Consider the following 13,809-nt stretch of genomic DNA (forward strand, 5'->3'; position numbering starts at 1 on the left):
CTACCTTTTTTCAAAAAAAAGGAAATGAAATTATATCTATATAAGCTTAAAGTTTTATTAGGTGGAAGAAAAGAGAAAGTGGGAGGTGGGTAGTAACAAAAAAATAATAAAAACTTTCAGTATTAATTCACAGTTTATAGATATTCAAACAATATCAATTATTTTTCTGTATTTTAATTGCTATAGAAAAAGTATAATGATATCTTTTGTATTATTTTAACTTATAACATTTAAAACTATGTTTTGGAATTCTTTGATTTTCTGGTGGTAGTTTCATATAGTCACCATAATATTTTTTAAATGTTCATCATAACCGTTCATACAAGAATATTTTTTGTTTTCAAAATAAAGCTCAACTACACCACTAAAATACTTTTTATGCATAATAGAATTATCCCATCCTGAACATTCACTTATAAACAAAGCAATATTTTCACAATTTTTACTTGTATATTTTAAACGCCAATTTTTTAATATTTTATCAATTTGTCTATCAAGACAATCGGAACAATAAAGACAAATTTTCTTCATAAAAGCAAATTCTTCTGAGCGTTTAATAAAAGATCTAGTAAGTTTTCTTAAAAATTTTATTTTTTTGCAGTTTTACGAATTAGATCAATGTCATTTGGTACAAAGTCATATATAAAAATATCTAAAAAAAGAGGACATCTTTTATAATCACGATCTTCAATTAAATAATCCTTATTATAAATCTTTGCAAGAAAATAAAAATATTTACAATTTTTATCATAAAGATTTTCTAAGTAAATATTTTCAGTATTTTTCCAATATCTTACAAATTTTTCATATTCATCATAATACATATAAATATCGATATCATCATCCCAAGGGATAAATCCTTTATGTCTTGCGGCTCCGATAAGAGTTCCACCACCTAGAGAATAAACAATGTTATATTTTTTACAAAAATCATCAAAACACTCAAGTAATTTTACTAAAGATTTTTTCTGTTCATCTAAACTTATTTCTTGCATTTATTTAAAATCTCCTCATATTCTTTCAAAGTATCCATTTCATAACAATTTCGAACCTCTTTTGCTTGTATTTTAAGATTTAAAATCGAATCTGAAACTATATTATCCCAATACAATTTTTATCTAATAAATAAATGGGTTGCAAAATTTTTTTTAAATTTTCTTTTATTTTGACACAGTCATTTAAACAAAAATAAGAAATTCCAAGTAAAGCAAGTCCATTTGATATAGAAGTATCAATATGTGTGATCAAATTATCTTTGCATGTAACATACCATTCACCCTTAGTATTTCTTGGAATACAATAATATGTACTTAATATTTGTTTTTCTAAAAAAATATTCTCATTTAAAACTACATCACAATCAATTACAAAACTATCGCTAAAAAAATCACTTGCCTTATAAAAATCATAATTCTCATTAAAAATCAATTGCACACCATATTTTTTCCAAATATTTAAATTGTTCCTTTAAATATCCCACCACTATATAAATTTCATTAATTCCAGCTTCTTTGAGATAAACAATAGTTCGTTCTATATTTGGAACACTGCAAACTTTAAGCATGGCCTTGTGAGTTGTTTTTGTTAATTCTTGAAATCTACTGCTAAAACCAGCAACTAAAATAATAGCATTCAATTTTTCTCCTTTTTTGACCATAAAACCAAATTTATTCCTATAAAAATCAAAACAACTAAAATAATTTGTTTCAAATTAAATTCTTTTTGTATCAATGTAATTCATATTATATAAGAAATATTTAGCATCATAGCTTTTATTATGCCAATATTTGCGATGGTAAAATAATACAAAAAGTAAGATAGTGACCAAGCAAAAATAAGAAAAGATAATAAAATAAAAAAAATCAAATGAAGTTGATTCTAAAGAAACAAAAATCAAATTTTGAGTTAAAATTAGCATTGCATATCCAAAACCAGCGCCTGTTTGTCTTGCATAATAAACACTTATAGTTGGCAAACTCTTCAAAGCAACAGAGCTCAAGATTAATTCTACTCCCCATGAAAGAGCACATAAAAAAGCTGAAATAAACCCTAGAAAATTAAGATTAAATTGGTCAAAATACAAAAAAACAATGCACAAAAAGCTAAAAATATACCAAAAAACCTAATAAATTTGGTTTTTCTTTTAAAAATATAAATGCCAATAAAGTTGCAATCACAGGATATAAACTCGTAATAGAAGAACTAATACTTAATCCTATTATAGAAATTGCATTAATATGGCAATACATAGCTATAGGTCCTGCAAAAAATGGCAATATAAGTTTTTTGTCAAAACTAAAATATTTGTTTAAAAAAAGATAGAAAACTCAAAAACAACCAAGGAATAAATTCTATACAAAAAAAGCAAAACAAAAACTATGTGAGAAGAGTTTGTAAATTTATTTGCAACTTCTATATAAAAAAGACCAGCAAGTGCCCAAAAAAAGCCTGATAAAATTCCTGAAATAAAACCTATTTTATTCATTTAAAAATTTAATTTGATTAATTTTTCATAGGCTCGATTGATTCTTATAAAGCCATAATCTCCATAAAACTCACCATTTTCTTCTTTTAAGGCCGTCCAAAGAGTCCATAAAACATCGCAACAAAAAGCATAAAATCCAAATGTTTCTTTTCTTTTTGAGTAACACTACGATTAAAATAATTTCTAAAAATACTTTTGCTAATTCATCATTTAACCTACTTTCTGTTATAAAATTTGCAAGCTCCCACAATGGATCATTTTTTCCTGAATATTCCCAATCAATAAAATATATTTTATCTTTAACCAAAATATTTTCAGGAACAAGATCATTATGGCAAGGATAAAAACGGATTGGTTGTTTTTGAAAATATAGGGCAATTGTATTGAAAGCTTCTAAAATATAATTCATTTTTTCATGATACTTATAAAAAATATCTTTTTCTTTTAATAAAGAAAAATATTCTTCATAAATATTAAAAATATTTTTAAATTCCAATTTACTCTCGTGAAATTCTTTAAGCTTTAAAGCAATTTGCCTTAAAATATCTTTATTTGCTATGCTTCCAAGATTAAGCGCATATGAGTCATTTAAAAATTTAGTGATTTTAACTCCAGTTATCTCATCAAAATAAACACTTTCTACACTAAATTTATTTTTACTTACCAAATTATCATTATATTTTTCATAACTTCTATTAACAAGTCGATTTGTTTTTAAGTTTGCTAATCTTAAACAATATAGCTCTAAATTAACTTCATGGATAATGATTATAAGATAATTTTGATTCGTCATCACACCAATTTTTTCTATACTATAAATTTTTATCTCTTGGGATGTTAAAAATTTCAATCAAAATATTTTCTATTTTTTTCATATATTTGCCTATATTTCACACCAATATTAATTTTATTTACTATAAAAAATGTTTTTGAAAACAAAAATTTTATCAAAATATTTTAAAAACCTGTAACTATACAGATTATACTACTTATTTTAAAAATTAAACTTTTATAAATATTATATGAACTGTTTTTAATTTTATATAATTTTTTCATTTAAATTATAATAATTTTTTTATATAAAAAACATATTAGACTGAAGTAAAAATATGGTGCGGATGAAAGGACTTGAACCTTCACGCATTGCTGCACCAGATCCTAAGTCTGGCGTGTCTGCCAATTTCACCACATCCGCTAAAGTGGTACGCTCAAGAGGATTCGAACCTCTGACCTACGGCTTAGAAGGCCGTTGCTCTATCCAGCTGAGCTATGAGCGCATAATAATGAAGTATATCAGGCAATGTGGTGCGCCCGATAGGAATCGAACCCATAACCTACAGATCCGAAGTCTGTCGCTCTATCCAGTTGAGCTACGAGCGCTGATGGGGTGAGTGATGGGAATCGAACCCACGACCCTCAGGACCACAATCTGATGCTCTAACCGACTGAGCTACACTCACCATTTATATAAATGGTCGGGGTGAAAGGATTCGAACCTTCGGCCCCTTGGTCCCAAACCAAGTGCGCTAACCAGACTGCGCTACACCCCGATGTATTAAAAATAAAAGCGATATTCTACATAAAAAAAATTTAAAAGTCAAGATAATCTTGATGTCAAAAAGACATCAAGGTATTAAGATTTTGCTTTTTTTGAAGCAATGATATTTAAAATTTCAACCACGAGTGAAAAAGCCATCGCTGTATAAATATAAGCTTTGTCTATATGTATGTCAAAACTTTCGCAAACTAAAACAGCACCAATTAACACTAAAAATACTAATGCTAAAATTTTTATACTTGGATATTTTTCAACAAAATCAGAAATTGGCTTAGACGCAAAGAGCATAACCATCACTGCTATAATCACTGCTATAATCATTATTTCTATATCTTGAGCAATTCCTACAGCTGTAATAACACTATCTAGTGAAAATACTATATCTATAATAGCAATCTCTGCTACTACTATCCAAAGCTTATTGCTTATTTTGACATTAGCGTGATTTTCTTCTTTATGAGAAATATGCTCTTTAATTTCTTTGATTGATTTAAAAATCAAAAACAATCCACCAAGCAATAAAACCAAATCTCTACCAGAAATTTCATTACCCAATACACTAAATAAAGGCGTAACAAGCTTCATTACCCAAAATAACGAAAATAGTAACAATATCCTAGTAATCATCGCAAAAGCAAGACCTAAAATCCTACCTTTATCTCTATATTCAGGTGGTAATTTGCTTACTAAAATAGCTAAAAAGATGATATTGTCTATACCTAAAACAATCTCTAAAGCTGTTAAGGTAAATAAAACAATCCAAGCATCAATGCTAAAAATCCATTCAAACATTTATCTCCCTTGAAAATAAAAATTGTAATTATAGTAATGAAAAATTAATCATTTTCAAAAATTTTTCTAATCGCTAAAGGCAAAAGCTCAAATTCTAAAGAATGAATTTTTTCTTCAAATTCTTTTAAAGTCAAATCATTTTTTTCAAAAGCTTTTTGCGCTATTATAATGCCACCATCAAGTTCTTCATTTACCCAATGAACGCTTACTCCAGCTACTTTCATATCGCTTTCATAGCTTTCTTTAATAGCATTAGCACCCTTAAATAAAGGCAGTAAAGATGGATGAAGGTTTATGGCTTTAATTTGCTGAGTAAATACAGGGCTTAAAATTCTCATAAAACCCGCTAAAATAGTCAAATCAATATCATATTTTTGAATTTCTTCTACTAAAATTTTATCAAAATCTTCTCTAAATTTAAAATTTTTATGCTCAATAATAGTTGTTTTAATACCATATTTCAAAGCTCTTTGTATACCAAAGGCATCTTTTTTATTGCATATACAAAGTGCGACTTCAAAAGTTTTATCTTTAAATGTTTTTTTGTGTAGTTTTTTTAAAATATTTTCTAAATTACTTCCATTACCACTAAAAAGCACAGCAAGTTTTATAAGCATTTTAGTCCCTTAATAAGCTTTAAAGCATCAAAACTATTAAGATTAAATTTATACTTTTTAGCAACTAAAGCATGAGCTAAGACAGAATTTCTTGCTGCACTTAAAGCATCAAATTTTGCACCAAGTAAAGCTGCTATCATACCACTTAAAACATCTCCACTCCCAGCTTTTGCTAAAGCTGCATTAGCACAATTTACCACATAAAGCTTTTCTTTTTGAGTTATGATAGTATTAGCACCCTTTAATACTAAAACACAATCACAACAAGCGCTAAATTTTTTAGCATAATAAAAACGATTTTTTTGTATCTCTTGTGTTGAAATATCTTCACCAAAACACATTTTTAAAAGATAGGCAAATTCTTTAGGATGTGGAGTTATAATGACATCTTTTCGGTTTAAATGTAAAAGTATATGATGACTTTGAAAGCAATTTGCATCTAAAACCAAGGGGATATTGTTTAAAATTTCATCTTGTAAAATATCTAAATTGTCAAGCCCCATACCTAAGGCGATAGCGTTTGCTTTTGAACTTATGCTTGATTTTACCATCAACAAAGGCGAAAAACTATCCTTAGCTACTAAAGAAACAAGTCCAGCACCAAATTCCAAAGCTCCAAGACCAGCCAAAGTACCAGCACTTTTACTTGCTAATATATAAATATGACCAAAATTTCCTTTATGAGAATTAATTTTTCTATCTATAAGCTTTAAATCTTTTTTTTCAAGTAAAAAATTTTGAACTTTTGATTTTAAATTTAAGCCTAAATTTAAACATTTAATTTTACCAACATAAGTTTTAGTAAAATCTTCTAAAAGCTTTTCTTTAACTACTCCCATACACAAAGTAAAATCAGCTTTAAAACACTCACCAAATCCAAGTCCGCTAGGCGTATCACAAGCTATCTTTAAAGCTTTACTTTTGTTAATTTTTATAAAAATTTTTTGCAGATTTTCATCTAAAGCCTTGTTTAAACCGCTGCCAAAAATACAATCAACTATAATGTCATAATACTTAAATTTAGGCTCTTTTTTTAAAAATTTAAAGCCTGCATTTTCTAAAATGCTTTTTTGTTTTTTAAATAAAAAACTTTGCTTATAATCAAAACAATAAGCTTTACATTTTTTAAGATGTCTTATGGCTACAAGCCCATCTGCTCCATTTCCTCCACCGCCAAGCAAAAATAAAATTTTAGCGTTTTTAATTTTTTTACTTTGTTTTTTAATAAATTTTGCAAGATTAATGCCCGCATTTTCCATCATAACAAGCTCATCTAAGCCTTTATCACAAAGCTCTTTTTCAAAAAGGGTGTTATCTTTACATATTGCTTTCATCATTGATCTCATATTTCATAAATTTTTGAGTTTTTGCGCCAAGTTCTTTTAGCTTAACCACCCTTGAAGCTATATTTCCACTACCATGAGTTAGTTTATTTTGCATGCTATCTATATTGGTATTTAATTTTTTAACTCCATCTTTAATTTTTTCAAAATCATCCAAAACCCCTACAAATTTATCATGAAATTTTCCAAGCTCATCAAAAGCCTTTAAAATATTTTCATTGCTTTGGATATTTTTCCATGAAATGTTAATGGTATTTAAAGCCATAAAAAGCGTATTAGGAGTTGTAAGATAGACTTTTTTCTTATAAGCATACTGATAAATTTCAAGATCTACACTAATAACCAAATCTAAAATATTTTGATAAGGTATAAAAAGCAAAACAAATTCATAAGTATGTTTGTCAAATTGCGCATATGGCTTTTTAGCAAGCTCGTCTATTCTAGATTTTAAATTATAAACTAACTCTTTGATAGTATTTTGGCTAAGCTCTTCAAAATTAAAATCATTTGGCAAAGAAAATTTAGCATCTATAATAATACTTTTTTTATTATCTAAAAATACTACTGCATCAGGGATGTAAGTTTTATCTTCATTTTCAAATTTTTCTTGAAGTTTATATTGAACTCCTTGTATTAAACCGCTATTTTCAAGGACTGATTTAAGCTGTAATTCTGCAAAATTACCGCGAATTTTTTTATCGCCTTTTAAAATTTTAGCAAGTTTATCAGCATTTTCTCCCATATTTTGGCTAAATTTAAACATATTGTCTATGTTTGTTTTTAAGCTTATTTCATTTTGCGAAAGTTTTTCACTATATTCTTTAACACTTTTTTTAACAGGTATAAAAATTTCTTCTAAAATTTTTTTAGCATCTTCGTTAAACATAAGCTTATTTTGATTTAAAATATTTACATTTTGTCTTTGTAAATTTTGCTCAAATTCTCGTTTTAACTCAAATAAATTTTGCTTATACTTTTTTTCAAGCTGATCAAGATTTTGCGTGTATTCTTCTTTTAGATTATTGCGTTCTTGCAAATGCGTATTTAATAGTTCTTTTTGGCGTTGTTCTTTTTCTTCTAATCTTGCTTTAATTGCTTCGTATTGAGATAAAATTACTATTTTTTCTTCATTAAGATGAGAAATTTTTTGTAAATTTTCTTTTTTTTCTTGCTCTAAAAGTGTGTTTTGATTTTGCATTAAAGTGTAATTTTGATCTAAAATTTCAATTTTATTTTTTTGATGTTGGTATTTAAATAAAAGCCATATTAAAGATAAAATCAATACACTCAAAAAGGCTATTAAAATATTTTCCATATTAAATCCTTTAGACTTTTTCTAAAAAATAAATATTTTTTTCATTAGCTTCTTTAAACTGCTTCATTTTTGGCAAGAATTCTTTAACCAAGGCTCTAAAATTTTTAAAACCAAAATTTTGCGGGGTGAAATTAGCGTGTTTTCTGTTCATATTAGTTCTTATTTGAGCATATTCAGCACGGCCTTTTTCTTCTATGAGAACTTCTGTGATATTAATTAAATCTTTGATGTATTCTTTAGTACTTAATACTTTTTCATTAGACTCATCTTGATCTAAATAAAAAAATTCACTAAAGGAATTCACATAGGATTTTACAGCTTGTTTTAAACCCATACCTATAACTTGTTTTTTATTTTCTTTAAGCTTTTGTATCAAGCTAGTATAGTCACTATCGCTTGATACTATCACAAAAATATCAATATCTTTTTCATAAAACACACTCATAATTTCTGTGATTAAATACATATCACTTGAATTTTTATTGGCTATAAAATTAAATTGTTGCATAGCAATGATAGAATATTGTGCGATTTGCTCTTTCCAATTTTGTATATTTTTTTGAGTCCAATCTCCATAAATTCTTTTTATAACAATTTCACCATAATCAGAAGCTATATCAAAAATTGATTTTGCATATTTTGAAGGAATATTTTCTGCATCAATAAAAATAGCCACACTTTTATTTTCCATACTTTTCTCCTATATACTTCTCATCCTAAAACTCAAAGCTTTTAGCAAATGGCTTTTTAAAATGTATTTTTCTTGCTCTAAATCCGCAATAGTTCTTGCAACTTTTAAAGTTTTGTCAATACCTCTTTGGGAAAAACCATATGAATTTATAGCTTTGTTTAAAATTTCTTGAGCATTTTTATCTAAAATGCAATACTTTTTAACTTGTTCTTCGTTTAATTTAGCATTAAATTCATCTTGATTTCTTTGTTTTTGAAACAAAAATCCTTCAAAAACCTTTTGACTCATTTGTTTAGAACTTAAACTAGAGGTGTCTTCATATGAAATTTCATCCATGGCAACATAAAGATCGATTCTATCGAGTATAGGAGAAGATATTTTATTTTTATATTTTTTAATTTCACTTTCAGAACATCTACAAGCTTGATGTTTTGAAAACAAATTTCCACAAGGACAAGGATTTTGCGCACACACAAATAAAAATTTAGTCTCATAGACGACTTTATTATTTACTCTAGAAATTAAAATTTTATAATCTTCCAAAGGCTCTCTTAAACTTTCTATAATTTGTCTTGAAAAATGAGGAAATTCATCAAAAAACAATACTCCACCATTTGCTAATGCCACTTCTCCTATTTTTGCACTTTTAGTTCCACCACCAAAAATACTTGCTTTAGTGCTTGTATGATGAGGACTTCTAAAAATTCTACTTGCACTAAAATCATCATCTAAAGAATTTAAGGATTTATAGGCATTTTGAGATAACACTTCTTTTAAACTTTGAGGCGGCATAATGTATGCAATTCTTTTAGCGCACATACTCTTGCCACAACCTGGACTACCTTCAAATAAAATATTATGCATTCCAAGCGCAGCCACCATACAAGCAAATTTAGCATTTTCTTGACCTTTGATATCTTTAAAATCATGGATAAAATTTTCATTTTTAATGTATTTTTGACCATTAATTTCTAAAGCATTCAAAAATAAAGGATGGGCATTGCAAATTCTATAAGCTTGGTAATTTTTTTCCTTAAAAAAATCTACCGCTTGGTTTAAATTTTCTAAAGCATAAATTTCTAAATTGGGTATCATAGAAGCTTTTAGTGCGATATTTTTTGGCACCACAACTTTTGCATATTCAAGCTTTGAACTCAAAAAAAGCAAAAGCGAGAACATACTAGCAGTGCTCTTAATACTTCCATCTAACCCAAGCTCTCCAAATACAAAAAAATCATCTAAATTTTCTTTTTGAAATAAAATCAAAATAGCAATAGCCAAATCAAAATGAGATCCATTTTTAGGTATATCTGAAGGACTTAAATTGATAGTGATTTTTTGTGCTGGGAAAGTAAAATTTTGACTTAATAATGTTGCCTTAACTCTTTCTGTGCTTTCTTTTATGGCACAATTTGGCAAACCTACTATATTAAAACCTGGCAAACCTCTTGTGAAAGTTGATTCTACATCTATGATATCAAGCTCTGTAGAAAAACTCGCACATTTTAGTTTTTTCATTTGATTTTTTTAGTTTTTTTCTTAAATTCTTTATCAAATTTTTTGCGTTTTAAAAAAGAAAGTTTTTCTATAAATAAATGCCCATCAAGATGATCTACCTCATGCTGAATGGCTACTGCTAAAAAATCATGTGCTATTAAAGTCTGTGCTTTTCCAAAGCGATCTTGGTAATCAAGCTTTATATTTTTATAACGCATTACATCTTCATAGTACCCTGGTATGCTTAAGCATCCTTCATTACAAGATATTTTCTCATCATCTAAAGGGATAATAATAGGATTTATAATTTCTATAAGCGTTTGCTTGTCTTTTTGTTCGCCCTCTTCATCTCCAATATCTACCAATAAAGCTCTCAAAGACACATCAACTTGTATAGCAGCTAAACCCACGCCTTTGTTTGCTATCATAGTTTCATACATATCATCTAACAACATATGTAAATTTTCATCAAAATGTTCAACTTTTTGCGATTGCAAAAATAGTCTTGGATTAGGATAAGTTATAATTTCTCTTAACATAATTATCTTTCTATCACCACAAATGGCTCTAAATCTTTACCAGTATTTTTTAAAGCATCGATGCATTTATTTACTAAATCTTGGCTTTTACTATCTTTATTTACCACACCAATTACAAGCTCAATATTAATTTGAATTTCTTTATCTGCTAAGAAAAAATTTGAATTTTCTAATGATTCTAAAAATTTATTACTTAGCTCTTGTGCTTTTTCTAAATTTGTATGCGACATTAGAGCTATAAAGATATTATTACCATAATGAGCTATCAAGTCACTTGAAGAAATATTTTTAGCAAGTATCTTACATACACTTTTTAAAAATGCAATTTTTTCTTTTTGAGTATTAGCTTGCTCTAAAGTTTCATCTTTAACTTTAAAAAATAACAAAGTAGTATGATAGCTGTATTTTAAATTACTCTCTATACTTTTTTCTAAAATTTCTAAAAAATGCTTTTTGTTATATACTCCAAATTTAGAATCAAAATCACTTTGCTCTTCTAAATGTTTATAAATTTGCCTTACTTCATCAAAATTTTCTTTAATTTCATCAGAATATCGTTCTAAAATACTTGAAAACCTTAAAAGATCATTTTCTAAAGCATGAGTAACATTAGAAACTGCCAAATTTCCTGTACTTACAGCAAGCTCTGAATTTCTTTTTTTAAGCATATCTTTCATAGTTTCAAGGTGTTTATATATCATTGCTATATACTGAACTAAAGCTGAAGTCGAACTAAAACTTTTTTTAATATCTTGCTCAATATTTGCGCGTTTTATGCCTTCATCATTTTGTTCAAATTCCGTAATTTCAGTAATTTTTTTCTTAAATGCCAAAGGACGATCATTTAACATTTTTTGAAAATATACCCCATAATTTGTAGGAGTTGGGGGTACATTATCTTTAACAAGTTCAGACAAAATAGATTTTGCAAATTTCTCAAATTCACCGCCGCTAATTTTTTGGATCTTTGGTACGTCTTTTGTTGCAGAAGCTGAATCCGTATTTAAGTCTAACTCAGCAAATAAATCATCATCTAGCATTGCTATTTCCTATTTAAAACTTTTCTCTAAAACCTTATCGATTAAACCATACTCTTTAGCTTCAGCTGCACTCATAAAAAAGTCTCTATCTGTATCTTTTTCGATTTTAGAAAGTTTTTGCTTAGTGTTTTTAGCCAAAATATCATTTAAAATTGATTTTAATCTCAAAATTTCTTTAACTTGAATTTCTATATCAGTTGCTTGACCTCTTGCTCCGCCTAATGGTTGATGTATCATTATTCTAGAATTTGGTAAAGCAAAACGCTTTCCTGGTGTTCCACAACTTAACAAAAAAGCTCCCATAGAAGCAGCTTGACCTATACAAATAGTGCATACATCAGGCTTTATATAGTTCATAGTATCATATATACTAAATCCACTTGTTACAACTCCACCTGGCGAATTGATATAAAGATAGATATCTTTTTGCGGATCTTCTGCTTCTAAAAATAAAAATTGCGCAACGATAGAAGCAGCAAGATCATCATGTATCTCGCCACTTAGCATAATGATTCTATCTTTTAATAATCTTGAGTATATATCATAACTTCTTTCACCTCTACTTGTTTTTTCAACCACATAAGGGATATAAGAACTCATTATTTTTCACTTTCTTTATCAGTTTTTTTCTTATCATTTTTTTTAAATATATCAGCAAAAAGTTTTTCTTCTATCAAAGCCATTTTAATCGCAGGTAAAGCACCTTGTTTTTTATAATTATCCAAATGCTCTTGAGGATTAAAACCATATCTATAAGCTTCAAAATACACTGCTTGTATAAGCTCTTGATCACTTACTTGGATATTTCTAATTTTTGCTAATTCATCAATGATAAAAGTAAGTTTTACACTTTTTTGTGCATCTTCTTTAAAACTTTCTCTTTTTTCTTTATATTTTGCTTCATCTTTAAATTCTTTTAATTCTTCCTCTTTAAGATTTCTTAAAGAATTTCTAAATTGCATATCTGTTTCTTGCTCTACTATATTTTGTGGTAAAGTAAAATCATATTTATTTACTAAAGCTTCTGCAAATTGATTTTTTAGCTCATCATTGATTAATTTAAAAAGTTTTTCATTTTTTATTTGCTCTTTAATTTTAGTATCAAGTTTTTCAGCGCTTAAGTCTTTTTCACCTGGAAGTAAGCTTTTTAAAATTTCTTCATTAATTTCTGGTATTTTAAGTTCTTGAATTTCATGAATTTTTACTTTAAATACTGCATCTTTTCCCGCTAAATGAGTTGCGCCGTATTCTTTTGGGAAAGTAACATTAATATCTTTTTCCTCATCTTTTTTAAGACCTATCATGCCATCTTCAAAACCTGGTATAAATTGTTTTGATCCAATCTCTAGCACATAATTTTGAGCTTTACCTCCATCAAAAGCTTTGCCATCAACAAAACCTTCAAAGTCAAATTTAACAAAATCTTCCTCTTTTATAGCTCTATCTTCTTTTATAGCTTCAGGAGTTGCAAATCTTTTTAAAAGCTCTTCTTTTTTAGCATCAATTTCTTTTTGAGTTACTTTTGGAGTATTATAAGTTGGAATTAATTCTTCATAACCTTCAATTTTTACTTCTGGTTTAAAAGATAAAACCATAGTAGCATCAATACCACCATCTTTTCTCTCAAATTTTTCAAAATACGGCTCACCCACTAAATCTTTAGAATCTTTTTTGATTTCTTTTAAAGCACTATCTACAGCATTTCTTAAAAGATCTTGCTCTGCATCTTTTGTAAGTTCTTTTTCGTATCTTTTAAGCACCGCAGCTACAGGAACTTTTCCTGCTCTAAAACCATCCATTTTAACGCTTTTAGATGCTTTTTTAGCTAATTTCTCAATCTCAGCTTTAATAGCTTCTTGAGTAATTTTTATAGTAGCATTTGCATTTGCAAAATCAAGTAATTTTGCTGTAACTTCCATAATATCTTTCCTC

Annotated in this window: 17 protein-coding genes and 5 tRNA genes; all 22 read right to left on the bottom strand. The window is 27.6% G+C overall.

What is annotated here, in order from left to right; all coding sequences use genetic code 11:
* Positions 1–273 precede the first annotated feature (273 nt).
* Positions 274–531 carry a LicD family protein gene (locus tag FPD38_RS00010; protein ID WP_147554785.1) on the bottom strand — a complete coding sequence of 86 codons (258 nt, stop codon included), beginning with the start codon at positions 529–531 and terminating at the stop codon, positions 274–276.
* A gap of 56 nt (positions 532–587) precedes the next feature.
* Complete coding sequence (locus FPD38_RS00015; RefSeq protein WP_147554786.1) at positions 588–995, bottom strand: LicD family protein; 408 nt, start codon at positions 993–995, stop codon at positions 588–590.
* Positions 996–1,092: 97 nt separating this feature from the next.
* Entirely contained in the window at positions 1,093–1,434 is a 342-nt protein-coding gene (locus tag FPD38_RS00020) for a glycosyltransferase family protein (RefSeq protein WP_187153058.1), read from the bottom strand.
* Positions 1,418–1,636: an NTP transferase domain-containing protein gene (locus FPD38_RS00025; protein ID WP_187153059.1), complete on the bottom strand. Its 219-nt coding sequence runs from the start codon at positions 1,634–1,636 to the stop codon at positions 1,418–1,420. The genes FPD38_RS00020 and FPD38_RS00025 overlap by 17 nt, the downstream gene beginning before the upstream one ends.
* 75 nt (positions 1,637–1,711) lie before the next feature.
* Complete coding sequence (locus FPD38_RS00030; protein WP_147554789.1) at positions 1,712–1,999, bottom strand: hypothetical protein; 288 nt, start codon at positions 1,997–1,999, stop codon at positions 1,712–1,714.
* A 103-nt stretch (positions 2,000–2,102) separates the two neighbouring features.
* Positions 2,103–2,276 (bottom strand): EamA family transporter, encoded by a 174-nt coding sequence (locus tag FPD38_RS00035; protein WP_147554790.1) that lies wholly within the window; start codon positions 2,274–2,276, stop codon positions 2,103–2,105.
* A gap of 279 nt (positions 2,277–2,555) precedes the next feature.
* Positions 2,556–3,335: a choline/ethanolamine kinase family protein gene (locus FPD38_RS00040; protein ID WP_147554791.1), complete on the bottom strand. Its 780-nt coding sequence runs from the start codon at positions 3,333–3,335 to the stop codon at positions 2,556–2,558.
* Positions 3,336–3,595: 260 nt separating this feature from the next.
* Positions 3,596–3,680, bottom strand: a tRNA-Leu gene (locus FPD38_RS00045).
* A gap of 5 nt (positions 3,681–3,685) precedes the next feature.
* Positions 3,686–3,762: transfer RNA gene (locus FPD38_RS00050), tRNA-Arg, on the bottom strand.
* Positions 3,763–3,788: 26 nt separating this feature from the next.
* Positions 3,789–3,865: transfer RNA gene (locus FPD38_RS00055), tRNA-Arg, on the bottom strand.
* Between the two features lie 3 nt (positions 3,866–3,868).
* Positions 3,869–3,945, bottom strand: a tRNA-His gene (locus FPD38_RS00060).
* Between the two features lie 12 nt (positions 3,946–3,957).
* A tRNA-Pro gene (locus FPD38_RS00065) sits at positions 3,958–4,035 on the bottom strand.
* 83 nt (positions 4,036–4,118) lie between these two features.
* Positions 4,119–4,835, bottom strand: a complete 717-nt coding sequence (locus tag FPD38_RS00070; RefSeq protein WP_147554792.1) for a TerC family protein — start codon at positions 4,833–4,835, stop codon at positions 4,119–4,121.
* A 44-nt stretch (positions 4,836–4,879) separates the two neighbouring features.
* On the bottom strand, positions 4,880–5,452 hold the full coding sequence (gene purN / locus FPD38_RS00075; RefSeq protein ID WP_039666124.1) for a phosphoribosylglycinamide formyltransferase: 573 nt from the start codon (positions 5,450–5,452) through the stop codon (positions 4,880–4,882).
* On the bottom strand, positions 5,443–6,786 hold the full coding sequence (locus tag FPD38_RS00080; RefSeq protein WP_147554793.1) for an NAD(P)H-hydrate dehydratase: 1,344 nt from the start codon (positions 6,784–6,786) through the stop codon (positions 5,443–5,445). The genes purN and FPD38_RS00080 overlap by 10 nt, the downstream gene beginning before the upstream one ends.
* Positions 6,770–8,110: a DNA recombination protein RmuC gene (locus FPD38_RS00085; RefSeq protein ID WP_147554794.1), complete on the bottom strand. Its 1,341-nt coding sequence runs from the start codon at positions 8,108–8,110 to the stop codon at positions 6,770–6,772. The genes FPD38_RS00080 and FPD38_RS00085 overlap by 17 nt, the downstream gene beginning before the upstream one ends.
* Positions 8,111–8,120: 10 nt before the next feature.
* The gene (locus tag FPD38_RS00090; RefSeq protein WP_147554795.1) at positions 8,121–8,801 is read right to left on the bottom strand and encodes an NYN domain-containing protein; all 681 of its coding nucleotides are present in this window, start codon (positions 8,799–8,801) and stop codon (positions 8,121–8,123) included.
* A gap of 9 nt (positions 8,802–8,810) precedes the next feature.
* A complete protein-coding gene (locus FPD38_RS00095) occupies positions 8,811–10,319 on the bottom strand; it encodes a YifB family Mg chelatase-like AAA ATPase (protein WP_039666127.1) in 1,509 nt (502 codons plus the stop codon).
* Positions 10,316–10,837, bottom strand: coding sequence for a peptide deformylase (gene def, locus FPD38_RS00100; RefSeq protein WP_147554796.1), 522 nt, complete (start codon positions 10,835–10,837; stop codon positions 10,316–10,318). Before def ends, FPD38_RS00095 begins: the two co-directional genes overlap by 4 nt.
* A gap of 2 nt (positions 10,838–10,839) precedes the next feature.
* Positions 10,840–11,877 (bottom strand): GGDEF domain-containing protein, encoded by a 1,038-nt coding sequence (locus FPD38_RS00105; protein ID WP_147554797.1) that lies wholly within the window; start codon positions 11,875–11,877, stop codon positions 10,840–10,842.
* 9 nt (positions 11,878–11,886) lie between these two features.
* Positions 11,887–12,477, bottom strand: a complete 591-nt coding sequence (clpP, locus tag FPD38_RS00110) for an ATP-dependent Clp endopeptidase proteolytic subunit ClpP (protein ID WP_147554798.1) — start codon at positions 12,475–12,477, stop codon at positions 11,887–11,889.
* The gene (gene tig / locus FPD38_RS00115; RefSeq protein ID WP_147554799.1) at positions 12,477–13,796 is read right to left on the bottom strand and encodes a trigger factor; all 1,320 of its coding nucleotides are present in this window, start codon (positions 13,794–13,796) and stop codon (positions 12,477–12,479) included. Before tig ends, clpP begins: the two co-directional genes overlap by 1 nt.
* Between the last annotated feature and the right edge of the window lie 13 nt (positions 13,797–13,809).

Origin of the sequence: Campylobacter volucris, from assembly GCF_008011665.1 — a bacterium.
Taxonomy (GTDB): domain Bacteria; phylum Campylobacterota; class Campylobacteria; order Campylobacterales; family Campylobacteraceae; genus Campylobacter_D; species Campylobacter_D volucris_A.